This is a genomic window from Nocardiopsis sp. YSL2, from assembly GCF_030555055.1.
Classification (GTDB): Bacteria; Actinomycetota; Actinomycetes; order Streptosporangiales; family Streptosporangiaceae; genus Nocardiopsis.
This window is the reverse complement of sequence record NZ_JAMOAO010000001.1, coordinates 4,195,432-4,220,355: the sequence shown is the minus strand read 5'-3', so window position 1 is coordinate 4,220,355 and position 24,924 is coordinate 4,195,432. Positions and strand designations below refer to the sequence as shown.

Sequence of the window (24,924 nt, the reverse complement as noted above, 5' to 3'; positions counted from 1 at the left end):
AGAACCGATGGAGCTTGCCCAGTGTCCACAGCCCTACCGCGGTCGGCGTCGACCGTCGCCCTGTTGGCGGACATCCCCAGCACGGGCCACGTGGGCGAGGTCCGGGCGCGGCGGTTCGCGATGCACGGTGACGGCATCGGCGAACGCAGCACCGCGTTCGTCGCCTTCGCCCGGCACGAGACCGACGCGGGTCGCAAGGTGGTCGCGCTGTATCCGGCCTGGCGGTCGAACGACGCCGAGCGGGCGATCAACTTCGCCCGCGGCTCCCTGCGCACCGACCACATCGCCGGGATCGCCCTCGACCTCTCGCCCCTCGCCCTGTCCCTGGTCGCCGACCAGCTCGCCTACCTCGCTCCCTACCTCCAGCCCGGCATGGTCGCCGCCCTGTGCGGCGAACTGCCCAGGCACCTGCTCGCCGGAGCCTGGCTGCGGACGGTCGCGGGGCTGTCCACCATCCCCACGACGCTGAAGCACCACGTGGGCTCCCTGGCACCCTCGGTGTCCTTCCTCGCCTACTGCGCGCCGACCCAGCAGGTCCAGCGCATGCGGCCCGCCGACGTCGCAGCGACCCTGCCCTTCCGGCCGGTCCAGCCGGTCCAACTGCTGTGCTCCACACCGGACCCGGCCCACACCGGCGTCTTCGACGACCACCTGCCACAGGCCATCCAGCCCGTGGCGACCCGCACCCTGCCCGTCCAACCCCTGGGCCCCGTGTACTGGGGAACATCCAAGTACGTCGAGTTCGTCGCCCTCAGCGCCCACCCCCAGGCCCTGGCCTACGCCGCCGGTTCCATCCGCGCCTCCTCCTGCTCCTGGTGCGGTGAGCCCATGTCCGGCAAACCCTGCCCGTTCTGTGCGGCCAACTCCACCCGGACGCCCGCGCGCACGTCCACCCCGCGCCCCGCGCCGGATCCGCCCCCAGGGCACCTTCCCCGCAGCGGGGGAACCGTCGACGGGCCCCCGGACGGCGGACACACCGCCGCAGCGTCGGCGGCACCGAACGGGCAACGGCCGGCACCGGCGCCGGTCCCCGAACCGGTCCCCGACCCCCTGCGCGGGCCCCGGACCGGGACCGCCGGCCCCTCCAACGGAGTCGTCGGAGCCCCACCGGCCCACCCGCCCGAATCCCCCGGCCGACCGCAGGGGACGCCTCCGCCCACGGGCCGCGCGCCCCTGCCCGAGATCCCCCGGACCTACTCCCGCTAGGGCCGCACACGGCACCACCCACCGGCCCCCACGGCCCACGACGACACTGGAAACGGATACCCCACATGAACCCCCGTCAGCGACGCGGCGTCCTGCTCATGGTCGTGGCCGCCCTCGGTGCCGTCGCCGTGTTCGCGTCCGTGTTCACCTACCTCAGCGCCCAGCAGGACCGGCTGGGCTCCTTCGCCACGGTCCTGCGCCTGGCCGAGGACGTGGACGCCTACCAGGCCGTCGACGCCGACTCGGTCGAGCGCGTGGAGGTGCCGAGCCAGTACTTCGACCCCGAGGTGTTCATCACCGACCTCAGCGAGATCGACCTGCCCGCCGACCAGCAGCTGGTCGCCTCCACCCATCTGGAGGAGGGCGTCTACCTGCAGCGCGGCATGGTGCAGCCGCAGCCGACGCTCACCGACGGGGAACGGGAGATCGCCATCATGGTGGACGCCGAGACGGGCGTGGCGGGCAAGGTCAGGCGCGGCTCGGTCGTGGACATCTACGGCACCTTCCAGCCCCGCGACCACGGCGAGGCCTGTGCCGTGCGCGTCATCACCGAGGTGGAGGTCCTGGACATCGGTGAGCTGCGCACCCAGGAGGACGAGGGCGGCGGCGTCTCCGGGGTGGTCCCGGTGACCTTCCGCCTGGAGCCGTCCTCGGCGCTCCAACTGGCCTACGCCGAGGACTTCGCGACCAAGCTCCGGCTGGCCCTGGTGAGCGCGGAGGGCGGGGGAGCGCCCGGCGACGCAGAGTTCTGCAGCGGCGACTTCGACGAGCTCTTCGACAACACCTCCGGAGGGACCGACCCGACCGACCAGCGGCCCGCGCCGCGAGAGGGGTAGACGTTGAACTTCCGAGTCCTGGCCGGCATGCCCAACTCCGAAACGGAGATGGTCCTGGCGGCGCGCTTCGAGGAGCTGGGCACCACCGACCTCGTGGCCACCCGGTCCACCACGTCGGCTCTGCTCGACGCGGCCGGGGAGTACCCGGAGATCGACGTGGTCCTCATCCACCAGGATCTGGGCCCCGCCCCGGTCTTCGACGCCATACGCGACCTCTCCCACCGCCACCCGCAGCTCGCCATCCTGCTGGTCTCGCCCACGATGGACCCCGACACCTTCACCGGCGCGATGGAGTCCGGCGCCCGCGGAGTACTCCCCGACGACTCCGGGATCGCCGAACTGGAGACCCGGATCGGCAAGGCCGCCGAATGGTCGCGCACCCTGCGCCGCCACCTGGAGTCGGCGTCGCTGGACGTGCCCGCCTCCGGTGTACGCGGCCGGATCGTCGCGCTGAGCGGCGCCAAGGGCGGTGTGGGCACCACGACCTGCGCCGTGCACCTGGCCATGGCCGCCGCGGCCGCCGGCCGCGTGGTGTGCCTGGTCGACCTGGACCTGCAGACCGGTGACCTGCCCGCCTTCCTGAACCTGCGCCACCGCCGCTCCATCAGCGACCTGGCCGACGCCGGCGACGACATCAGTCCGGGCATGCTCGCCGAGACCCTGTACGTGGACGCGCGCGGACCGCACGTGCTGCTCGCCCCCGAGCACGGGGAACGCGGCGAGGACGTCAACGCGCGCGCCACCCGCCGTGTCCTGGGGGCGCTGCGCTCCCGGTACGAGCTGGTCATCGTGGACTGCGGTTCCACCATGAACGACGCCACGGCGATGGCCGTCGAACTCGCCGACAGCACGGTCGTCACCGTCACCCCCGACGTCCCGGCGCTACGCGGCGCCCAGCGCCTGATGGCCATGTGGGAGCGCCTGCAGATCCGCGCCCACGAGGACGTGTTCTCGCTCGTCACCCGGCACAGCCGCAAGAACGAGATCCAGCCGGACTTCCTGCAGCAGCTGCTGGGCACCAAGGTGCTGCGCACGCCGGTCCCGGCCGCCTACCGCGCCCTGGAGCCCGGTGAGAACAACGGCGACCCCTCCAAGGTCACCGACGAGGGGCTGCGCAAGGCGTTCGCGCGCCTGGCCTCCGAGCTGGACCTGCTCAACGCGCCCGCCCAGCCGGGCGGCGGCGGCAAGGGCGGGTCCGGTCCCACACCGCCCGGCGGCCTGACGGCCCGGCTCGCCGCACGCGCGGAACCCCAGCCCTCCACCCGCGACGTCTCCGGTTTTCTCAACGGCTCCGGAGCACCCGCCCGGATGTCCGACAGCAGCGGGCCCGTGCCCCCGACGGGCCGCCCCGGCCCGCCGGTCCCCGGGGCCCCCGGTTCCGGCGGAGGTCCCGGTGGGTTCGGTGGCTGAGCGTCCACCGGCTCAGGGGCCGCGAGAACGTCGGCACGGGAGCGACCGCGGCGGCGTCATCGTGGAGTTCGCCGCGGCGGTGCCCTTCCTCATGTTGGCGTTGGCCCTGGTGTGGCAGGTCCTCCTGCTCGGCCTCACCTCGATGTACGCGTCGCACGGCGCGGCCGAGGCCGCCCGCCAGGCCGCGGTGACCCCCGACGATACGGCGCGTATCGACGAGGAGGCCCGCAAGAGGGTCCGCTCCCCGTGGGACGGCCAGGACGTGATGACCGTGGCGGTGGTCGAACGCGACGGGCGGCGCTACGCGCAGGTGACCCTGGCCATGCCCATATTCCTGCCCGGTGCCGCGGGGCCGTGGGACGTCACCGGTGAGGCCGGTGTGGTGCCCGAGGTCGCGCCCCGGGAAGACGTGCCCGGCCAGGACCAGCCGCCGCAGGAGTCCCCGCCCGAGGTCCGGAACCGGGAGGTGGCCCCGTGAGCGTCCTACGCGTCCGCGGGCGCGCCGCCGACCGGGGCGGCCCGTTGCTGGAGTTCGCCGCGATCTTCCCCATCCTGCTCATCACCGCGGTGGTCGCGGTCGAGGCGTTCCTGGCCTTCGTGGCGGCCGAGCGCCTGGAGTCCGCGGCGCGTGCGGGGGCCCGGGTCGCGGGCACCCAGGAACTCGGCGGTGCCGAGGCCGAGGCGCGCGCGGCCCTGCCGACCTGGTTGGACGACGCCACCGTCACCGCCGCGGCCAACGACAGCGCGGGGTTCTACGTCGAGGTCTCCCACCCGCTGCCGATCGTCTTCTCCGCGGCGGGCTTCGACCTCACACTGACCCGACGCGTGGACATGCCCGATGTGTGAGGACGGGAGGCCGCCCGCCGGCCCGCGCGACGAGGGGGTCGCGGGGGTGCCGTACGAGCGGGCGCGCACCCGACGAACACGCTCCGAGGAAGGGGGACACAGGCCATGGGTCTGAAGGATCGTCTGGAGGAGGACCGCGCCGCCGAGGGGCGGACGGACAGCAGCAGCGTGACGCACTGGCGCCGGCGCCTGCTGGAGGAGATCAACCTGGAGGACCTGACCCGGCTGACCCTGGCCCAGCGCCGGGTCCGGTTGGAGAAGGTCGTCGGGCACATCCTGACCCGCGAGGGCCCGGTGATGTCCGAACGCGAGCGCTCCCTGCTCATCCGCCGCGTCGTCGACGAGGCCCTGGGGCTGGGCGTCCTGGAGCCCCTGCTGGCCGACGAGACCGTCACCGAGATCATGGTGAACGGGCCGGACAACGTGTTCATCGAGCGCGGCGGGCGCATGCAGCGGGTGGACGCGGCGTTCAACGGCGAGGAACAGCTCTACCAGACCATCGACCGCATCGTGTCGCTGGTCAACCGCCGGGTCGACGAGTCGTCGCCGATGGTCGACGCCCGACTGCCCACCGGCGAGCGCGTCAACGTCATCATCCCGCCGCTGTCGCTGTCCGGACCGATCCTCACCATCCGGCGGTTCCCCAAGCCCTATCCCGTCGAGGAGCTCGTGCGGATGGGCAGCCTCGACCCCGCCACCGGCATCCTGCTCGCGGCGATGGTGCGGGCACGGTTCAACATCGTGGTGTCGGGCGGTACCGGCAGCGGCAAGACCACCTTCCTCAACGCCCTGTCGGCGTTCGTGCCCACCACCGAGCGGATCGTCACCATCGAGGACTCCGCCGAGCTCCAGCTCATGCAGGACCACGTGGTGCGGCTGGAGTCGCGCCCACCCAACATCGAGGGGCGCGGGGAGATCGCCATCCGCGACCTGGTGCGCAACGCCCTGCGGATGCGTCCGGACCGCATCATCGTGGGCGAGGTCCGCGGCGCCGAGACCATCGACATGCTCCAGGCGATGAACACCGGCCACGACGGCTCCCTGGTGACCGTGCACGCCAATTCCGCGGACGACGCCATCTACCGCCTGCAGACCCTGGCCACCATGAGCGAGGGCCACGTGCCCTACGACGCGATCCGCGACCAGATCAACAACGCCGTGGACGCGATCGTGCACCTGGGCCGCTGGCCGGACGGATCACGCCGGGTCAACGAGATCGCCGTGGTCTCCTCCCGCCGCCGTGAGGAGTTCCAGCTGGACCCGGTCATGCTGTTCGAGGCACTTCCCATGGCCGCCAACCGGGCCGTCGAGGGCGAGTTCCGCCACTATCCCCTGCCCCGGCACATCGCCGGGCGGATCTACCACGTGGGCGAGACCATTCCCGCGGCGTTCGGCGTGGTCAGCGACGACCGGCTGAGAGGCGGCCACTGAGGGGTGCCCCCGGATGCCCGCCCCGGTCAGCCGCCATCGCTGCGCAGGTCGCTCCGCGCGATGCGGCGCCACCACCCGAACGGCCGACAACCGCCCCCCCCCCCCCCGACCGGACGACCCACTTCCCCCCGATCCGAATGGAGTCCCCGTTGAACTGGCAGATCATGGCGATCCTCGGCGGTCTCGCCCTGGTCCTCGTCCTGGCCCTGTGGGCTCTGTGGGAGTTCGTGTCCAGTGCCGAGCAGCGGCGGCTGATCGCCTCCCGCAGTGCCCTGGCCCAGGCCGAGTACGAGGCCGCGACCCCCTCCGCGCGGCTGGACGCGGCGATCTACCGCACCCAGTGGGGCGCGCGACTGCACCGCCGGATCGCCCGCTCCGGGGCGGAGGTGCGGCTGTCCACGTTCGTGGGAGCGCTGCTGGGCGGTTCCCTGTTGGCGGTCATCGTCGTCTGGCAGGTGCTCGCCCCGTTCTTCGGGCTCCTGGCCGCGGCAGGCGTGGCGTTCCTGTTCTTCTCCTACCTCAACCGGGCCGAGTCCAAGCGGCGCGAGGAGTTCACCTCCCAGCTTCCGGACCTGGCCCGGGTCCTGGGCAACGCCACGTCGGCGGGCCTGGCCCTGCCGACGGCGATCTCGATGGCCGCCGACGAGCTGGACGGCCCCGCGGGCGAGGAGCTGGGCCGCATGGCCGAGTCGATGAAGCTGGGCGCCAGCCTGGAGGACGCCGTCAACGACCTGCGCGAGCGCATGCCCTCGCGCGAGCTCGGTGTGCTGGTGTCCACCCTGGTGGTGGCGTCCCGCTCCGGCGGCTCGCTGGTCACGGCCCTGCGCAACATCTCCGCCACCCTGGAGAACCGCAAGGAGACCAGACGCGAGGTGCAGACCATCCTCAGCGAGACCACCAGCACCGTGTGGGCCCTGGGGTTCATGTCGGTGGGTGCGCTGTTCATGATCAACGCGATCGAGCCGGGCATCATGCGCGTGATGACCACGTCCTTCGCGGGCATCGCGGTACTCCTGACCGTGGCCGCCCTGTTCACCCTCGGTTTCGTCCTGGTGTCGCGCATCACCAAGTTCAACCTGTAGTGAGGCCCTGGTGAGTGACGACCTGCTCTTCCTGTTCCCCCTCGTGGCCGCGCTGGCCGGCGCGCTCGTGGTGCTGGCCGCGTGCTACGGCCTGTACATGGTCATGTCCCACACCCGTGTGCCGGGCAGCGATCCCACCGCGCACCTGCCGCGGACCAAGAGCGAACAGACCTTCATCCTGCACCGGATCACCGAGGCCCTCGGGCGGCCGCTCGCACCCTCGATCATGGACTCCCTCGGGGAACGGCGGCGCAGGTCCATCTCCGAGCGGATCGAGGCGGCGGGCCGCCCCGACGGCCTGACCCTGGAGCGCTACCTCCAGCGCAAGGTCGGCGAGGTGGCCCTGTACGGCACGGTGGGCGTGCTGATGTTCGTCGCGGGCAACCCGTTGATCGGACTGATCGTGCTGGCCTTCGCCGGGCTGACCGATCTCAACCTCTACGTGCAGGGCCAGGAAAGAGCCGACCAGGTGCAGTCGCAGCTGCCCGACTTCCTGGACGTGCTCGCGGTGACGGTGAGTGCCGGCATGTCCTTCCGGGCCGCGGTGGCCCGGGTGTCGGAGTCCATGCCGGGCGTGCTGGCCGACGAGTTCGCGCTGGTCCTGCAACAGATGGACCTGGGCACGTCCCGCCGGGAGGCCTTCGAGACCCTGCGTCGGCGCAACCGCAACGAGGCGCTGAGCAAGTTCGTGACCGCGATCCAGCAGGCCGAGGAGTTGGGATCCCCGCTCAGCGACACACTCGTGGACATCAGCCTGGACATGAGGCGGGCCGACGCCCAGTACATGCGGCGCAAGGCCCAGCGGATGAACCCCAGGGTGACGATGGTGACCGCGGTGACCCTGTTGCCGGGCCTGCTGCTGCTCATCGTCGGATCCATGTTCCTGGGCACCGAGGTCAACATCGGCGCGATCCTCGGCGGCTAGCCGCCGCACCGGCCCGGGGCCCGGCGAACACGTGCGGCCAGGCCCCGGGTGCCGGATACCGACCCTAGGCCGGGGCTCCGGGCGGGAAGGGGATGGCGGACAGCACCGGGAACAGCTCGGCCTCCTCGTAGTCGAGGTGGGCGATCAGTTCCGCCGACATCCGGTCCAGCTCGGAACGGAACCGCTCCGGGTCAGCGGTGGCGAGGTCTGCGATGAGCGCCTCCAATTCACCCCGGAGCCGGTCGACCGTGCGGTGCTCCTCCCGCAACCGGTCCAAAGTCCGGGCCAGGTCCGGGTCGCCCTCCTCCAACCGCGGGAACATCAGCTCCTCGTTGTCGTGGTGGAAGCGCAGCGACTCGCAGAAGGCCAGGCAGTGCTGGCGCAGCTGCAGGCTGAGTCCCGGCGCCGGCGGGACGGAGCCGTCCGAGCGCTCGGCACGGTCAGCGAGGTAGGCCTCGGCCTCCGCTCTCACGTGGTCGAGCTGGCCGCGCAGCCAGGCGTGGATCTCGACGAGCTTCTCGGCGAAGTCGGTGGCGACCTGGGCGCCTTCGTCGTAGCGCTGTTCCAGTGCCACGACCGGCAGGATCCGGTCGGTCCCCTTCTGGTAGTCGCCGTATCCCGGGACCTGTCGCACGATCTCGTCGAACAGGCGATCCCGGTCCGTGCCCTCGGTGGGCACGGCGACGGCACCGAACGTCTCGGTACCCAGCTCCACGGTGACCATGGGGTGGGCGAGGACGTTGCGGTACCAGTCCGGGTGGCGGTCGGACCCCCCTGCGGACGCGACGACCAGGAGCCGGCCCTCGACGCGGACGAATCCCAGCGGGGTCGTGTACTTCGCTCCGGATCGGGCGCCGACGGTGGTGAGCAACAGCAGGTCACCGCCCTCGAAGATGCCGCCGACACGGCCGCCGTCGGCGCGGAACTCCGCCACGACGGGAGCGTTGAAGTCGCTGACGTGCGGTTCGGTCGGGGCCTGCGGGTTCTGGGTCAATGTTCTCCTTCGGGTGTGATCGCTCATGGTGCGGATGGCGCGACCGCCCCGAAGGCACCCGCGGCGACCCGGCACACAGGGGTGCGGAGCGCGGGTGAGGCGTGGGAGTCCCGGGCACACGAAGGGCCGGCAGGTCCGTGGATTCGGGGAGGCCGCGAAGGGTCGGCGCGTCAGGACGTGGTCACAGTGCACAGGTCACTGGCCACGCCACCGGCTCAGATGCGGTGCGCGGTGTGTGTACTCACAGTGCGGCTCCCCGGATGTTCATGGTGCCTCCATGCCCACCGACCGGCCCACTGCTTCTGGTCGGAGGCACGCGACACGCGAACAACGTACACGAACGCCGGCGGTGGGGCCAGACCTCACGACCACAGTCCCGCCCGTGCCATGGGTCGGGCGCTCGATCTCAGCGGCTTCGTGGACACAAGGGTCGAGAAGACCGGTGCTCCTGCCCTGCGCCGTGCGCCGGACGCCGCGGTCCGGCCGAGGCGTTGCTGCGGCGCCTCACCTACGCACGAACGCGGCATGCTCCCGCGCCGTGACCACGGGCGCCGGCTCCGGGCGGCTTCCCGATCCGGCGGGCCGACCGGCGACCCCGACCGCCGATCAGCGGCAGGGGGCGTAGGTGGTGATGAAGTTCCCCTGGCCGGAGACCTGCATCTCGCCACGCAGCCGGGAGTTCCTCGTGCTCGAGAAGTACGCCGAGGTGTAACCCCCGCTGCTCACGCTGCGCCAGGAGGACGGCATGGAGGACCAGCCGCTGTTGCCGTGCACGCGGAACCGGACCGAGATCGTGGCTCCGCTCCTCTTGGAGTAGGAGACCCGGGCCGCCGAGCAGTTCGAGGTGACGATCTTCAGGGTGCCGCTGCTGATGTAGCCCAGACCGGTTCCCAGGGTCGAGACACCCGATCCCCCGGCGTCCTCGGCCTCGTCGGCGTTCTCCTCCAGGTACGCCTCGACGTCCTCGTACTCCTCTTCGGGACCGAGTTCGAGGATCTCGTGGTCGTTGGTCACGAGGATCTCGACCTCCTCCACCGACTCCCCGGACGGCGCCGCCGCGTTCGCGGGGACCGCTGCCAGGGCTGGTAGGAGCAGTGCGGCCGTCGCTGTCACGGTCACACGGCGGGTGAGGGTCTTGATGAGGCTCATCGTCACTTCTCTCAGTCAGGGGGGAACCGCGAGTCGGGTGATCGGGGGGAAGAGCGGGTCGGCCGGTGCCGCATGGAGGATTCCGGCCGCAATCCACCCAGACCACCACGACCGTACGGCATTCGGCGCGAACTCCCCACCACCCCTCGGACCTTCCAGGCATGCCCGCGGATCCCCGCCGCCCACGACAGGGGCACGGAACGACGCAGGCCCCGTTCCCGCCGCAGCGCAAGGGAACGGGCCCGACCGGGACGACGCCCGTGGCTGTGGGCTCGCGAGAAGTCCGGTGGGTCCGGAACCGGCCAGGACGCCTCGGAGGAGGTCCGTGCCGACGTCGAGCTTTCGTCCGTGAGGACCACGGCCGGATCCGCGGGGTCGGCCAGAATTGCGGGAACGGGCAGCGGTTCAGGGCTGGTCGGCGGAATCCTCGAAGGCGTCCAACGCCGCGCGGGCACGCGCGGCGGACTCGGCGTGGCCCGACTCCGCGGCCCGGCCCCACCACGAACGGGCGGCGCCGGTGTCACCGCTGCGGAGTTCGAGCCCTGCGAGGTCGGCCATCGCCCTGGGCGCCCACTCCGCGTGCCCGGACGCGGCGGCGCGGGTGAACCACGCACGCGCCTCCTCGGCCTCGTCCTGTTCCAGTGCCAGGCGTGCGAGCAGGTACAGCGCGCGCGGAGCCGCCTCGGGGTGCCCGGTCCGGACGACGTGCCCGAACCAGGTGCGCGCGTTCTCCAACCACCCCTGGCGGTGGTCCAGCAGCCCGAGAGCCAGCAGCGATTGCGGGGCGAGATCGGCGTGTTCGGTCCTGACCGCGCGGATGTACCATCCGCGCGCCTCGTGAACCTCTCCCAGCTCCTGTTCGAGGGCGCCGATCCGGTTCATCGCCCGGGCCGCGACGTCGGGGTCACCTGACTCTGCGGCCCGGTTGAGCAGGTCTCGGGCCGTGTCCGCCTCGCCCCGCGCGGCAGCGCTCCCGCCCAGGTCGAGGAGGGCCCGCGGATCGCTCGCGACCTCCACGGAGGCGTCGGAGGCACCGGCCTCCCGCGGAGCCGCGGTGTTCCGGGCATGCCCGGAGTGCTCGGGGTTCACGGGCCGCTCGGCCGGGGCACGCGGCTCGGCGGCAGAGCCCTGAGGGCCAGGCGAACCCTCGGCGGCGTCCACCCGGCCCAGCGCATCCAGCCGCGCCCGCGCCCGAGGCGCGGCGGCGGGGTCGCCCGACCGTGCGGCCCGGGCCCACCACGTCCGCGCGCCGTCGACGTCCCCGCGTTCGCGGTCCAGCGTGCCCAGGTCGACCATCGCCTTCGCGGCCACGTCGACGACGCCGGAAGCGCTCGCGTACGTGTACCACTCCCGTGCGGCGACCAGGTCTCCCTCGCGGTGTTCCAGCACCGCGAGGTTGTACATCGCCGAGGCCGCGGCGTCCGAGGCGACCGTGTCCGGCGTCCCCGTAACGGTCCGGGGCTCCCCCTCCGGGCCGGGCCCGTGCTCGACCGCCCCGCCCCCGTCGTCCCCGACCCGCAGCTCCCCGACCCCGGCGGCGCGGGTCCACCAGTGGCGGGCGCTGTCCGTGTCCCCCTGTCGCCAGTCCAGCTCACCGAGGCTGACCATCGCTTCCGGTGCCCACTCGGGGTGCCCGGAGCCGATCGCCAGCGCCCACCACCGCCGGGCGGCCTCGGCGTCGTCGCGGGCATCCTCCAGCCCACCGAGCACGAAGTAGGCCAGCGGCACGGTGTCGGCGGCGTCCTCCCCCTGGTCGGCGACGCGGGTGAACCAGTGCCGCGCGGCGTCGAGGTCCCCCGCGTCCATGAGCACCTGGCCCAGGTAGAGCAGCGCCACCGGATCCATCCGGGTGTCCGTGTGGCTCAGCAGACGTTGGGCGGCCGTCAGCGCCTTGGCCTCGATCGCCGCGTAGCCGATGTCGCGGCGTGCGTCCCCCTCGAAACGGGTGTCGCCGTGCTCCCACATCGGATCTGCGACGGGCCACGCGCAGTCCTGCCCGGAGTCGTCGGCGACGACGGCGAGCAGGGGGTGGGGGCTGTAGTAGGTACCGCTCTCGTCGGAGCGCTCCTCCACCAGGGCGGGACGCTCGCGGGTTGGCCGGGCTGCCCACTTCAGCGCCGCCTCGCAACCGATCGCCGACACTCCCGCGCTCTGCGGCGCTCCGGTCAGCTCCTGGCGGTAGGCGCGGTACAACCGCTCCAGGTCGTCCCAGGTCAGGCGTGTGGGCGGGTCGATACGCCGCCAGTCGGTGACCGCGCGCAGCAGGGCTGTGCGGTTGGTACTGGTCCCTGGCGCCAGATCCGTTCGGAAGGGGGCCAGATCCACCAGGAGCCGGCCCAGGAGCAGGGTGCCGTCGTCGGCGTCCAGCCACGCCTGCAGCTCCGGATCGGCGTAGTCCGTGCCCGCCCGCAACCTCCGGCGCTCCGCTTCGGTGATCGGGCCCAGCTCGATCGGGGCCCCGTGTGCGCGCATGGCTCCCTTGGCCTCGGCCGGTACGCGCAGGCCTCGGACCAGTGCGCTGTCGGCGACGGCCAGGATTCTCAGGCCGTCCGGCAGGTGTCCGGTGTCGGTGCGGGCGAGTTCGGCGTACCGGCGCGCGGAGAGCCGGTCGAGCCACAGCACCGTCCCCTGCGCGGAGACGCCCGGGGGTCCGGTGGTCGCCCCCGCGGCGGCGACCATGTCGGCCAGCTCGACGTCGGGGTCGTCGAGGAACGCCACCACGAGGTGATCGCCCAGCACTTCCTGGGCCGCGTGGGCAAGAGCCCGGGTGGAGCCGGCCAGGCGCGGGCCGGAGACCACCACCACACGACGTCCGCCATCGCGCAGGGCCGCCACGATCGCCTCGTCCGCCTCCCGACGCACGTACGGGGAAGACCCTCCGGCCCCGAACCTGGACCTGTGCACTCCCAGGTCCTCCGGTGTGACCTCGGCGAACCGGCGAGGGCGTCCCTGGTCACCCCGCAGCGACAGCCACCGACGCGGCCGCGCCAGGCGCGAACGGTCGGTGCGCATGGCACTCGGGACTCCGTGGAACACACGGTTCGTTCCGGGGGTTGACACCTGAAACCTCTCAGCCTGGACCTTTCCGTCCCACTATGACGGTATTGCGCGGTTTCCAGTTCCTCGAAGGCCCTCGCGCCTACGCGCCGCTCCCACGGCTCACGACGAGTGACCGGACCGCGTACCGGGACGTGCGCACCCGCACACACAGCGCCGCGGCGCCCACCGCGCTCCTCTCGGCCGTATACCCGCTCTGGCCAGTCAGAACTCGGCGCGGACACCTACCTGAAAGAGTGCCGACGCACGTACCCCGGGCGAAAGGGAGCCGGCCGCTTCCGGCCGCCCCACCCGTGATCGGCGGCCCCCACGCGCCATGGACGCGTCGTGGATCCTGCCGTACACCGCCCTCGTCGGTGGGAGGAGGCGGCCGAGGGCGGCTTGGGCCAGAAGCTGCTCGCCCCGTCCCGCCGGGCCTTCTCCACACACCCGCGGAACCACCGCGCCTTCGGCAAACCTTGAGCCAAGGGCATCAACTCCGCGTTTCCGACACCGACCCGAGGGTGCGTTCCTTGAGCACAGACCAAGTGACGGTTCCGTCTGCGCAGGCGCCCCTGCGCCGCCTGTGGGACTACGCCCGCGCACTGGCGCGTCCTCGTGGTCGGAACCGTGTTCTCCTTCCTCGACGGCGCGACGAGCCTGGCCCAACCCCTCATCGCCCGGTACGTCCTCGACGCCCTCGGCTGCGCGAGTGGGCCCGCCTCAGACCGTCCGGTGCCCGGACGGCAGCCGGACCGTGGCGCTGGCGAGCGGTCTTTGTGCGCCCGGTGTTCCGCGAAGGGTGCCGTCGTTCCTGGCCGTCGCCTCGCCCACCGCCTACGCTGGCACGCACAGTGCCCGGTCACGGCTACCGTCCGGCTGTGACCGGGCGCTGACCTCGAATGATGCGGAGCGGACACCCCGGGCGCGCCCGCTCCCCCTCGGCCGCGCGCGGCGCCCGGGACCACACGGACGGCCCCGCCCTCGCTTGCGCGCGGGAGAGCCCGGAGAGCGGGAGAGCGGTGGCCTAAGTGTCCCGAGGGCCCTCGGGCACCAGACCGTCCCGACAGGACAGGACGGACTCCAACAGCCCGGGGAACCGGCTCTCCAGTTCGTCGTCGCGCAGCGAGATGAAGCAGCGGGTGCCCTCACTCCGGTTCTGGACGAGTCCGGCGTTGCGCAGGATCTTCAGGTGGTGGCTGAGTGTCGACTGCGCGAGGGGCAGATCGATGTCCTTCCACGCCCGCTCGCCCTCCATCGCGGCGAGCATCCGCACGATCCGCAGGCGGGTCGGTTCGGCCAGGGCGGACAGCACCGTGACCAGTTCCACGTCGCAGAGGGCGGGGTGCGCGTGCTCCCTGGGAGCCAAGGCGGTCCTCCTCGTGTCCTGACGGCCTCGTGCGATGTGCACCCGCCCGATGGGGCCCGGCCCGTCGTGCCCGGCCCGTGGATCCGGGCGGCCCGGTGGTGGCCGCCCGGGGCGCGTCGACCAGCACGGTCCCGGCCGACTCCCCGTCGGCGCCGACGGCCGTTCCGGTGCACCGAGAGATTTGGTTCGTGCTCGTGGATGAGTGTACCTTCGTAGATCGATGTTCGTCGATCATCGAACGGGAGGGGCGGTCGGATCGGGTCATCGCCACCCCGCTCCGACCGCCCACCTCACCACCGGAACCCCGTCACTCACAGAGCGGGGACTCGGATCCCGGACCGACGACCAGGAACCGTCCGGCGCCGGAACCGCTCCACGCACCCACGCAGGGGAATGAAGGCCACCATGTCCAACGTGTCCAAGGTCGCGCTGTCCGTGCTCGACCACGCCACCATCGTCGAGGGCTCCACCGCCGGCGACGCGCTCCGCTCCGCCCGGGACCTCGCCCAGCACCTGGAGCGCTGGGGATACAAGCGTTTCTGGCTCTCCGAGCACCACAACATGCGGGCCATCGCGAGCGCGGCCACGTCGGTCTCCCTCGGGTTCATCGCCGAGGGCACGTCCACCATCCGGATCGGCGCGGGCGGCGTCATGCTCCCCAACCACTCCCCCCTCGTCATCGCCGAGCAGTTCGGGACGCTGGAGTCGCTCTACCCGGGCCGTGTCGACCTGGGACTGGGCCGCGCCCCCGGCACCGACCCCCGCACGATGATGGCGCTGCGCCGTGACCAGAGCGCGGCCTCCACCTTCCCGGCCGATGTGCAGGAGCTGCAGGCCTTCTTCGAGCCGGCCGAGCCCGGACAGCCCGTCCGCGCGGTGCCCGGTGAGGGCCTGAGGGTGCCGCTGTGGATCCTGGGCTCCAGCCTCTTCGGCGCCCAGCTCGCCGCTCAACTCGGCCTGCCCTACGCCTTCGCCTCGCACTTCGCGCCCGACGCCCTCTACGAGGCGCTCAAGGCCTATCGAGCCGGATTCCGCCCCTCCGAGCAGCAGGCCGAGCCCCACGTCATGGCGGGCGTCAATGTCTTCATCGCCGACACCGACGCCGAGGCCAAGCGGCTGTTCACCTCGATGCAGCAGGCTTTCCTCGGAACCGTCCGCGGGGCGCGTGGCCTGCTGCAACCGCCCGTCGACAGCCTCGACACGATGTGGCGCCCGGGAGAGAAGGAACGACTGGACTCCATGCTTCGTTACTCCTTCGTGGGATCGCCGGAGACGGTGCGCCCGAAGCTGGAACAGTTCATCACCGACACCGGAGTCGACGAGATCATGGTGTCGTCGATGATCTACGACCAGAAGGCCCGGCTGAACTCCTACGAGGCACTGGCCGAACTGTTCGAGCTCACGGCGTCCGCACCGGAGTCGGCAACCGTCTGATCCCACACCGGTCCCGGGCCGGGAGCTGGTCAAGGGTGGTGGTGCCCCGCGGGCAGGCGAGGCGCCATCTTCTCAGTCCGGGTCAGGCGGGCGGGACCGTGGCAACGGTCCCGCCCTCCCTTGTACCCGGGCCTGCGCCCTCAGCTCTCGGCTACCGAGGACCACCGACGGCGTCAGTCGCCGCCCCCACCTCCGCCACCGTCTCCTCCGCTGGAGCCGCTGTCGCCACCACCGAAGCTCCAGCCCCCTCCACCGGTGCTGCCGCTGTCATGCGTGCTGCTGCTGTTCCCGCCGCCGGTGAACATGCCGCCCCACCCGTCACCGCCGGAACTCGTTCCGCTCCCACCGGTCCCGCCCTGGCAGACCTCGGCGAATCCGCAGAGGGACTCCAGGTGAACGGCATCGTCGTTCGAGGGTTCGACGACCCCGGTGTCCCCGATTCCTCCGGAGGGACCCGGCGCGGCCGACGTGTGCCTGGAGGCGGAGCTGGAGCGGTACGCACCGGGGACCGCCTCGCGCAGGGCGCGAAAGCCGGTCACCGCGGTGTAGCGCACCGCCAGGTCACGGTCCAGTTCCTTCGTGGACTGGGCGACGACCTTGTAGCGCTCCTCGGCCCGGGCGAGGACCGCCCTGCCCGCGGGAGTCGTCGTGAGAAGAGTGGCGCCGCCCGTGGAATCGAGGACGGCCTTGTCCACCGAGAGCATCGCCGAGGCGAAGAAGCCGCCGACCAGGAGACCGAGGGAAACAGTCCCGGGCTCGACGAAGTAGAAGCCTCCCGCGACGATGCCCACGAGCAGGCTCAGTGTCCGCATCCACGTGATGCGGGACGGCACCTTCTCCCGCGATGCCAGAAGCCTGCTCAGTCCGAGCGAGTCCGCCCGCAACCGTGACGCCTTGAGCCCGTCGGCGAGGGCGATCATGCCGCCGCTGGTGGTCGCGCGCCGGATCATCTCCTGTGCGGTCAGGCCCGACCGGTCCCGGTAGGCAAGGACGATGGTCCGCCGAATCAGCGACTTCTCGTGCACGTACGGCGTGACCGGGCCGACCAGGGTGAAGAAGCCCCGGGGGGCCTGATGACGGATTCGCCCGGAGAGGTAGAGGTCCATGATGATGGTCTCCGCCACGCGAACAGGGCCACCGGCGAGGTAGGCGAGTTCCTCGGGCTTGAGGTCGTCGGCGTCGGGCGGGCTCACGCTGGGCGTGCGCTTGACGGCGTTGTTCAGAGCCGCACGGCTGCGGATCACGGTCTGGAGCGGGATCACTCCGACCACGAGCCCCACGACCACCGCGATCACCAGGGACACCAGCGTGCTGCCGTCCAAACCTCGCCACCTTTCCTCGCACCACACGGGCGTGACCGACCATCGGCGTTCGGCCTCCCATGGGCCCATCGCCCAATTCAAGCACCGCCCGGCCCTGCACAGGAATGCGGGTGACCTGGCGTTACCCCCGCACCCATAGCGCCCGATAGGAGCTTCTGCCATCATGGTCACCCGTCGAGCACCGAACGTCACCCCCGGATGGCCTGCCCATGTGCGCCCACGCACACCAAGCCCCACCTGAACCCGGGGCCTCAGTCCGCCTGTGGACAACGTGTGCTCACCCTCGCCGGAGGGCATCATGGGAACACGTGGCCACATCCGGTCAGCCCCGAAGTCAACACAGGTGTTCGTGCCCGATAGTGGGAATCCGTGGTGCGAGTCGCCGACTCAGTGTCCCCTGCTGTCCTCATGACCTCGGTTCAGTGCCCCACGGTCCGGATGCCGCAGCAACCCGGCCACCCCAGGCCACGACGCAGTGGCACCAGGAACACCTGCCCCCAAGGAGTTGACCCGTGAAGAGCCTGACCCACCTGTGGGTAGCCCTCACCACCTACGCGACCCCCCAGTCACGGAAAGCCGACACCGGCGCCACGATGCTGGAATACGCAGCCATCGTCATCCTCGTCGCCGGAATCGTAGCCGCAATCACTGCCCTAGCCATCCCATCACAGATCAGCCAATCCATCATGACATCGATCACAACAATTCTGAGCACAGAACCCTAATGCATTTGCCAGACGATCCCTACAGAGACAGTCGTGCGAAGATTGATTCACCCATATCATCGTAGTGATTTCCCGCCGGGAAAACCATCAAAACTACTGTTTTTAACACTTATTGCAGCGCTCACAACGGGCTGCATCGTAAGTGATGACACACCCAGCCTGCAGGATCCAGGGGGAACTACTGAGTCGCCAGGTGAGACACCTTCAGAAATCCCAAACACCGGCACCGAGGCGCGCTCAATCGCAACGTCCTCAACCACCTCTACTTCCATTGGTGAAGATCTACAGATCGACATCTACGCTCTCGAGAGGCTTGAGTCAAACATACTGAGACTTCGCTTCGGCGTTACCAACAAGTCACAACAAGATTTCATCCTCAATTACGGACTAACCGTCGACCAAAAACCAAACACACCAAGCCGCGTATCACTCATTGATGCCGAGAACCAGAAGAGACTACTCAGCTACGAGAAAAACGACGGAAGCTGCTTCTGTTCAAACTGGAGCGGCCCCATCGGCAGCGGAGAAACCGAATCCATGTGGGTGGCGTTTCCAGTTCCAGAGTCCGACGACGTCGATAAACTAACAGTAACGACTCCACTAAGCCCCCCATTTATCGATATCCCAATCACGGAGAATTCTGAATCCGTCGACATCACTGGATTATCTGAACCAAAGATCCTAGACCTAACTTTCATTTCAGACAACACTGAGGACCAAACCGGAAGAACTGAAAGCGGAGACGAGGTCAGCATTCTCCTGTCTTCGGACGTTCTCTTTGAAACTGACAGCTCGGAACTAAATTCAGATGCCCAGGAAATCCTCGAACAGGTCGCTTTGGAAATCGATGATGCGACTTCTGAAGTTGTCGCTGTTGATGGGCATGCCGACAACACTGGAAATGACTCCCGAAACCAACCTCTGTCGCTTGAACGCGCCCAGGCAGTAGAATCCGTTCTGTCCGATCTCGTCACACGGGGCGGAGTGGCCTTCGATGTCCAAGGGCACGGTTCAACCGAACCTATCGCTGACAACAGCACGGAAGAAGGTCGCGAACGAAACCGGAGAGTCAGCGTCACTTTCGAGAAGTAGGTAATAATCCATGATTATACTTCGACCAATTCTTACGCTTGCCTCCGCAACCGCGCTCACACTGATCTCCACATCGGCGGGCGCCGGCGCCTTCCCTGCACCTCAAAGTCAAGATCTCGACGTACTAGGGACGGGAAATGGAAACGAGCCTAGGTCGAGCCAGCTCACCGCAGAGGTTAATGAAGCCACCAGAAATGAATCAGGGAATCTCCTATCTGTAACTTGGAGCATTACAAACAACGGAAATGAAGACGTTGTCCTTTCTTGGTTTATTGATCAATCGTACGCATACACCGGACGCACTTTCTCAGCTATCACTGCCACCAACACGGACGGCTCCATTCGATATCATCCAATAATGGATGATGAAGGATACTGCCTTTGCTCAGGAGAGTACTCAGCCCAGCTTGACGTCACAGCAAGTTCCGGACAGACCATCACATACTGGTCCACCTTTTCCGTACCAAGTAGCCTTGATTCAATAACGGTGGATATTCCAGAATTTGATCCTATCGAGGATATTCCGATTTCCTGATCCGGAGGCGGCCTTGCCCACCCCTCACCGCGCCGAACCAGCGGATACCCGACGGCCCTCCCCCACTGGGCCGCCTGGGCGCTCTGGCGAGCGCAGTGGACCCCCGCGTGTGGTCGGTTGGCTGTGCCCAGCCCGAAGAGCAGGACTCGACCGCGGAGCTTCCTTCGTCGAGTTGGCTGTTGTGACGATTCTGGCCGCGGCCGTCATGCTTGCTGTCTACGAACTCGAGCTCAGCCAGACTTTCAACAACGGTGTCCGCCAGATGGTGTGCCTGGTCCAAGGACCTGACTGCGGCGACGACACCTGGGTGGACGCCGATCGGCCGGACGAACCCGAGGAATATGAGTGGGGTAGCGGCAACTCCAATCGAGGGGACAACGAGGCGATGGCCTTGGACATGGCCGCAGCGCGGGGTTGGAAGGATGAACAGTGGACGTGTCTACAGAACCTGTGGGCCAACACGTCCAACTGGGACCACACGCTCGTGGATCCCAATACCGGAGCCTCCGGCATCCCTGGTTTCAATCCGGCGGTGCACGGCGCAATGCCCGACGGTTTCGCAGGTGACCCCCGCACCCAGATCTCCTGGGGTCTGGACTACATCGAGAACAACCACACCCTGCCTTGCCTCGCCTGGGAATCCTGGGAGAACACCAAGACGTACTGAGCTCTCCCAGTTCGCCGTGTCGGGCAGGCCTTCTGCATGCGACACGCACACCTCTGTTCGGCCATGAGCATCGATGTGCTCGGCGCTCCCGGACAACCCCGCTGCGACCTCCCCTTCTGAGTAGAGGTGCTGCGCAGGTGCCCTCGGCGAACCAGCCGCTTCCGGACTGGGACAGGGCGGCGGGTCCTACAAACCGGCAACGGTGTCGATACCGAGCAGACGGGTGACGTCGTCCCGGTCCGAGCGTGACCAGGAGCCAGCCGTCGTCGTCGCGGATTTGCAGGACGGTGGTGTCGGCCGTGCTGGTGCGGGCGCAGTTCCTGGTCGACGTCCTGGAGGGCGTCGATGACCGCTTGCTCGTCGCGCTGTCCGGCGACCAGGGCCACCACGCCGTAGCTCAACGGTTCTCCCTCGTGGGGTGGGGGGATGCGGGCGGCTCTATCGGAAACCGGTACCGGTGGCCGCCGTTCCCAGGGGGAGCCTGGCCAGCAACCGTCGCCGACCCGGCCGCGACCCCGATCCCCGGCTCCACTCGTCACCCCCGGTCAGAGCTTCAACGCGTCCAGCGCCGCGCTCTGTCTGAACACTCCGCAAAACCCTCACAAGGGGTCGCAAACCTTCGGGACGAGTAGCACAATCAGGGCTTTTTCCGGAAATCACCCCCATAGCCTGATCCTTCATCCCCGTGCCGCCCGACCACTCGGGGCATGACCGGCGCGGGCCGACGGGGCGGCCCCGTCTCGCGGGGGGCGCGGGGCGGAGCCCACGGATACGGGGGGCTCGGTGAAGATCGCCTATCTGATCAACGACATGTACGGCATCGGCGGAACCGTACGCACGGTCGCCAACCAGGCCTCGGCGCTGTCCGAACGCCACGAGGTCGAGATCGTCTCGGTGTTCCAGCACAGGGCGGAGCCAGTGCTGCCGGTGCCCGCCCAGGTGCGTCTGCGCCCGCTCGTGGACGTGCGTCGGGAGTCCAGGGGCGACGGGTTGGGGGTCGGGGGACGCCCGCTGTACGAGGGGTCGGAACGGGCCGGGCTCCCGCCGCTGCTCTTTCCCCCGGAGGATTCGCGCGGGTCCACCCACAGCCGTCTGACCGACGACCGGTTGGAGGAGTACCTGACGACCACCGACGCCGACGTGGTGGTGGGCACGCGGCCGGGACTCAACGTCGTGATCGCCCGGGCCGCGCCCCGGCACGTGGTGAAGGTCGGGCAGGAGCACCTCACCTACGAGCAGCACTCACAGGCGTTGCGCCGGGTGTTGGAGACCGAGTATCCGAACCTGGACGCGTTCGTCACGGTGACCGAGGCCGACGCGCGCACCTACGCCGACCGGATGGCACTGCCCGGCGTACGGCTGCTGTCCATCCCCAACTCGGTGCCGGCGCCGCCGTTCACCACCGAGGGGCTCGACTCGCGCACCATCGTCTCCGCGGGCCGACTGGCGCCGAGCAAGCGGCACGACCTCCTGGTGCAGGCGTTCTCCATGGTCGCGGACGAGTTCCCCGAGTGGACTCTGCGCATCTACGGGCGCGGGGACCGGCGCGGCGCTCTGGCCCGCCTGGTGGCGTCGCTGGACCTGCACGACCGGGTGTGGCTGATGGGACCCCATCCCCGGGTGGAGGAGGCGTGGGCCCAGGGGGCGTTCGCCGCGGTGACCTCCAGCGAGGAGCCGTTCGGGATGACGATCGTGGAGGCGATGCGCTCGGGCCTTCCCGTGGTGAGCACGGACTGTCCGCACGGCCCCGCGTCGATCATCCGTGATCGCGAGGACGGCCTGCTGGTGCCCAACCGCTCGGCGTCGGGCATCGCCGACGGCCTGGCGGAGCTGATGGCCGACGACGAGCTCCGTCGGAAGATGTCCCAGGCCGCGCTGTTGGACTCGGAGCGATTCGACCCGGTGAACGTCTGCCGACTGCACGAGGAGTTGTTCGCCGACCTGCTGGGCGCTCCCCTGCACCGGGCGAGCGCGCCGCCCGCCCCCAGGATCCCGGCTCCCCGGGCCGAACCGCCGGCCGCCTGCCGTGTGCGGGCCGGCACCGACGGGTACACCGTGCTGGCGTTCACCGACCCGCCCGCGCACGTCGTGCTCACCCGGCCCGGCGCGCGCGTGACTCTGACACCCGACGAGCGCGGTGAAGTCGTCGTCGATCCGGACGCGCGGCGGCTGGCGGCCCGTACCTGGGAGGTGCTGCGGGTCGACGACGGCCCCGACGGGGAGAAGGAGACGCCCGTACGTGACGTGGTGATCCACCAGCACGGGTTCCCGCTCAGCGCCGCGGACGTGGACCGGCTGGCCCTGGTGCTGCCCACCCGAACCGCGAAGGGAAGGCTGGCGCTGCATGTGCGCCGCTCGGCCCACCACGCCGAGGTCGACCACGTGGAGGTCGCCGACGGGCTGATCACCGTGCAGGGGCGTGTCCTGGGCCGCGACCTGGCCGACGCGCGGGCGCGGCTCGCGGTGCGCCTGCGCGAGTCGCCGCAGACCCTGCGGGAGTTCTCCGCGCCGGTGGCCGGCGACGGGCAGTTCACGGCCGTCGTCGACCCGCAGGAGGTCGTGCGCGGGCGCCACGGGGAGTCCGAGACGTGGGAGATCCGGCTCGTGCTCTCCGACGGGACCGAGTGCTCGGTGGGGCGGCACCTGTCGGGAGTGGTGGGCTACAAGGACATCATCGAGTACCCGGCGCAGAAGGTGCACCAGAACCGGGGGTGCGGATCCAGGATCCGCCCCTACTACACGGTCAACGACCGGCTCGGGCTGAAGACGACGCCGCTGGCGCCCACGCTGGAGGTCGAGGAGGTGCGGGTGCGCCCCGTGGGGCGCCGCCGCGACGATCTCCGTCTGGATGTTCGACTGGGCGACGCACTACCCGACGGGGTCGAGTGCGCGGTGGAGGTCGTGCGCGGCTCCGGCGCGGGTCAGCGGTACGCGCTGCGTCTGGTGCCGACCGCGGACCGCTCTCGCCTGACCGGGCGGCTGCCGCTCCTGGGTCGCGCCGAGTTCGGCGGGGTGCCCGGACTGCGGGCGACGTGGCGTTTGCGTCTTCTGGTGGGACCACCGGGTGCTCTGGGGCGTGTGGGGGCCAAGTCGGTGCCCCTGCGCACGGCGCGCCGGTGGGCGCACGGGCCGTTCGTCCGGTCGGTCACCGCCTCGTCCGTCGGATCGGGCGACATCAAGGTGACCGTGGCCGACATCCACGCGGTGGAGGCCCTGCGGCGCCGCCTGTAGCGACCCGTGTCGGGGGCGTGCGGTGGTCCTTGGCACGGCCTCTGGAAGGGGGGAAGGGATCTCGGCCCCCAGAGGCCTCCGCCGCCGTGCGAGAAACAGCCGCGCGGCCGGAGGAGGCCGTCCCGCCCCCGGACGCGCACCCGGGCGTCGATCGTCCTCGGACACCGGCTTCGCCGAGAGTCGGCTTTCCCGGTCCGACCAGCCGTCCCGGAGTCCCCGGACTGGTAATGGGACAAGGGCCGCCCACGGGCCGACCCGCAGACCCGCCCGCCCTGGTCGAACCGGCTCCGAGGCGGGCGGGGCGACCGGAGACCTGTCTCGCGGCCCCGGCCGCTCCCTCGCGTCCGTCCACAGGGCCTACCGGTCACGGACGGGCCCCGATAAGCTACGCCAAGGAACGGTTTCCGTCCCGACACCCCGCCGACCCCTGCCTCACCGCGTACGCGCGGACGACCCCCCGGAACGCGTATGGCACCGCGAAGGTCCCCACGGCGTACGGCCACGGCCGCGCGCTCCCGCCGCCGGCTCCCGTTGGGCCGTGGCGACGCCGGCCAGTCCAACGTCCTGCTCCTGTTCGGCCTGACGCTCGCCCTGCTGTCGCTGACTCTGCTCTTCGTGCGGGTGGGCGCGGCCAACGACCAGCGCAGCCAGGTGCAGACCGCCGCCGACGCCGCGGCGCTGGCCGCGGTGAGCGCGCTGCGGGACCAGGCCGCCCAGGACCTGTTCGACGGGGCCTACCCCATGCCGTGGTTCGACGAGGAGAAGGCCGAGGCGCGCGCGGAGGAATACGCGCGGGAGAACGGCGCGGTCCTCACCGACATCCGGGCCAGCGACAACGTCCAGGGCCGCAACGGCAACATCGTGCGCGTCGAGGTGCGCGGCGCGATCTGCCAGAAGGAACTGGAGGAGGACGGCTCGCTCCCCTGGAACGACGTCAACTGCGACGGCTCGGAGGAGGACGCCGACACCGTGGTGGGCAACGCCTCGGCCATCGCCATCGTGCACCCTCCCAACGAGTGCGGCCGGAGCCCGGACGGCGTCATCGAGTGTGTGAATGGTCCCGTCGACAGCCTCGAGACCGCGTTGTCCATGATCCGGGTCAACCTGGTGGACCAGGAGGGCTCCTACCGGTTCGATCCCTCACGCGTATTCGGAGGCGGCGCCATCATCGACTGTGCCTCACTCGGCCAGCTGCACCCCGTCATGTGCAGCGTCCACCAGGCCCTCCAGGACGAGTTCGGCGGCTTCTACCTCACCGCGGGCGGCTATCGCGCCGAGGCCGGCAGTGACCACTCCACCGGCGAGGCGGTCGACTACATGATGGCTCCGATCGGCCAGGTGCCCTCGGCCGAGATGGACGCCACGGCCGTGACCGTCATCAACTGGCTCATCCAGAACGCCGACCGACTCGGGATCAAGGGCATCATCTACAACCGCTTGATCTGGAACAACACCCGGTTCCCGCCGGACCCGGTGGGCCAGTGGCCCGGCGTCGCCCGCCACTACCCGCACTACGGCAACATCACGCTGGACCACGTCGACCACATCCACCTCGCGGCCGGTGACGGCGCGATGCAGTAGCGCCCGGCCCGCGGCGAGCCGCTCACCTCCGGGGAGCGGTTGTCCACAGGTCC

At 70.1% G+C, this 24,924-nt stretch carries 20 protein-coding genes; 15 read left to right on the top strand and 5 right to left on the bottom strand.

Features of this window, described 5'->3' with window-relative positions; all coding sequences use genetic code 11:
• Positions 1-21 precede the first annotated feature (21 nt).
• From M1P99_RS18670 to M1P99_RS18635, 8 genes are all read left to right on the top strand, one after another.
• Positions 22-1,206 carry a hypothetical protein gene (locus M1P99_RS18670; RefSeq protein WP_304453884.1) on the top strand — a complete coding sequence of 395 codons (1,185 nt, stop codon included), beginning with the start codon at positions 22-24 and terminating at the stop codon, positions 1,204-1,206.
• A gap of 65 nt (positions 1,207-1,271) precedes the next feature.
• Positions 1,272-2,042 carry a Flp pilus assembly protein CpaB gene (gene cpaB, locus M1P99_RS18665; RefSeq protein ID WP_304453883.1) on the top strand — a complete coding sequence of 257 codons (771 nt, stop codon included), beginning with the start codon at positions 1,272-1,274 and terminating at the stop codon, positions 2,040-2,042.
• A 3-nt stretch (positions 2,043-2,045) separates the two neighbouring features.
• Complete coding sequence (locus M1P99_RS18660; RefSeq protein WP_304453882.1) at positions 2,046-3,452, top strand: AAA family ATPase; 1,407 nt, start codon at positions 2,046-2,048, stop codon at positions 3,450-3,452.
• A 91-nt stretch (positions 3,453-3,543) separates the two neighbouring features.
• Entirely contained in the window at positions 3,544-3,930 is a 387-nt protein-coding gene (locus M1P99_RS18655) for a pilus assembly protein (protein WP_369696585.1), read from the top strand.
• On the top strand, positions 3,927-4,298 hold the full coding sequence (locus M1P99_RS18650) for a TadE/TadG family type IV pilus assembly protein (RefSeq protein ID WP_304453880.1): 372 nt from the start codon (positions 3,927-3,929) through the stop codon (positions 4,296-4,298). Before M1P99_RS18655 ends, M1P99_RS18650 begins: the two co-directional genes overlap by 4 nt.
• Before the next feature lie 105 nt (positions 4,299-4,403).
• On the top strand, positions 4,404-5,729 hold the full coding sequence (locus M1P99_RS18645; RefSeq protein ID WP_304453879.1) for a CpaF family protein: 1,326 nt from the start codon (positions 4,404-4,406) through the stop codon (positions 5,727-5,729).
• A gap of 149 nt (positions 5,730-5,878) precedes the next feature.
• Positions 5,879-6,811: a type II secretion system F family protein gene (locus M1P99_RS18640; RefSeq protein ID WP_304453878.1), complete on the top strand. Its 933-nt coding sequence runs from the start codon at positions 5,879-5,881 to the stop codon at positions 6,809-6,811.
• A 10-nt stretch (positions 6,812-6,821) separates the two neighbouring features.
• Positions 6,822-7,736 (top strand): type II secretion system F family protein, encoded by a 915-nt coding sequence (locus M1P99_RS18635; protein WP_304453877.1) that lies wholly within the window; start codon positions 6,822-6,824, stop codon positions 7,734-7,736.
• Positions 7,737-7,800: 64 nt separating this feature from the next.
• On the opposite strand, the gene M1P99_RS18630 is transcribed toward M1P99_RS18635, so the two are convergent.
• The 4 genes from M1P99_RS18630 to M1P99_RS18615 all read right to left on the bottom strand — a co-directional run bounded on the left by M1P99_RS18630 (position 7,801) and on the right by M1P99_RS18615 (position 14,284).
• Complete coding sequence (locus M1P99_RS18630) at positions 7,801-8,730, bottom strand: nitroreductase/quinone reductase family protein (protein ID WP_304453876.1); 930 nt, start codon at positions 8,728-8,730, stop codon at positions 7,801-7,803.
• Positions 8,731-9,336: 606 nt separating this feature from the next.
• Positions 9,337-9,879: a hypothetical protein gene (locus tag M1P99_RS18625; protein WP_304453875.1), complete on the bottom strand. Its 543-nt coding sequence runs from the start codon at positions 9,877-9,879 to the stop codon at positions 9,337-9,339.
• A gap of 405 nt (positions 9,880-10,284) precedes the next feature.
• Positions 10,285-12,891 carry a tetratricopeptide repeat protein gene (locus tag M1P99_RS18620; RefSeq protein WP_304453874.1) on the bottom strand — a complete coding sequence of 869 codons (2,607 nt, stop codon included), beginning with the start codon at positions 12,889-12,891 and terminating at the stop codon, positions 10,285-10,287.
• 1,051 nt (positions 12,892-13,942) lie between these two features.
• The gene (locus tag M1P99_RS18615) at positions 13,943-14,284 is read right to left on the bottom strand and encodes a helix-turn-helix transcriptional regulator (RefSeq protein WP_304453873.1); all 342 of its coding nucleotides are present in this window, start codon (positions 14,282-14,284) and stop codon (positions 13,943-13,945) included.
• 405 nt (positions 14,285-14,689) lie between these two features.
• On the opposite strand from M1P99_RS18615, the gene M1P99_RS18610 reads away from it, so the two are divergent.
• Complete coding sequence (locus tag M1P99_RS18610; protein WP_304453872.1) at positions 14,690-15,718, top strand: LLM class flavin-dependent oxidoreductase; 1,029 nt, start codon at positions 14,690-14,692, stop codon at positions 15,716-15,718.
• 173 nt (positions 15,719-15,891) lie between these two features.
• On the opposite strand, the gene M1P99_RS18605 is transcribed toward M1P99_RS18610, so the two are convergent.
• Positions 15,892-17,040, bottom strand: coding sequence for a TIGR04222 domain-containing membrane protein (locus tag M1P99_RS18605; RefSeq protein ID WP_304453871.1), 1,149 nt, complete (start codon positions 17,038-17,040; stop codon positions 15,892-15,894).
• A gap of 512 nt (positions 17,041-17,552) precedes the next feature.
• Here M1P99_RS18605 and M1P99_RS18600 point away from each other — a divergent pair.
• The 6 genes from M1P99_RS18600 to M1P99_RS18575 all read left to right on the top strand — a co-directional run bounded on the left by M1P99_RS18600 (position 17,553) and on the right by M1P99_RS18575 (position 24,871).
• Complete coding sequence (locus M1P99_RS18600) at positions 17,553-17,765, top strand: hypothetical protein (RefSeq protein ID WP_304453870.1); 213 nt, start codon at positions 17,553-17,555, stop codon at positions 17,763-17,765.
• A 33-nt stretch (positions 17,766-17,798) separates the two neighbouring features.
• Positions 17,799-18,857: an OmpA family protein gene (locus M1P99_RS18595; RefSeq protein WP_304453869.1), complete on the top strand. Its 1,059-nt coding sequence runs from the start codon at positions 17,799-17,801 to the stop codon at positions 18,855-18,857.
• Positions 18,858-18,867: 10 nt separating this feature from the next.
• Entirely contained in the window at positions 18,868-19,392 is a 525-nt protein-coding gene (locus M1P99_RS18590; protein WP_304453868.1) for a hypothetical protein, read from the top strand.
• A gap of 181 nt (positions 19,393-19,573) precedes the next feature.
• Positions 19,574-20,059, top strand: a complete 486-nt coding sequence (locus M1P99_RS18585; protein WP_304453867.1) for a hypothetical protein — start codon at positions 19,574-19,576, stop codon at positions 20,057-20,059.
• 783 nt (positions 20,060-20,842) lie between these two features.
• Positions 20,843-23,290: a glycosyltransferase family 4 protein gene (locus tag M1P99_RS18580; RefSeq protein WP_304453866.1), complete on the top strand. Its 2,448-nt coding sequence runs from the start codon at positions 20,843-20,845 to the stop codon at positions 23,288-23,290.
• Positions 23,291-23,758: 468 nt separating this feature from the next.
• On the top strand, positions 23,759-24,871 hold the full coding sequence (locus tag M1P99_RS18575) for a pilus assembly protein TadG-related protein (protein WP_304453865.1): 1,113 nt from the start codon (positions 23,759-23,761) through the stop codon (positions 24,869-24,871).
• Positions 24,872-24,924: the final 53 nt, after the last annotated feature.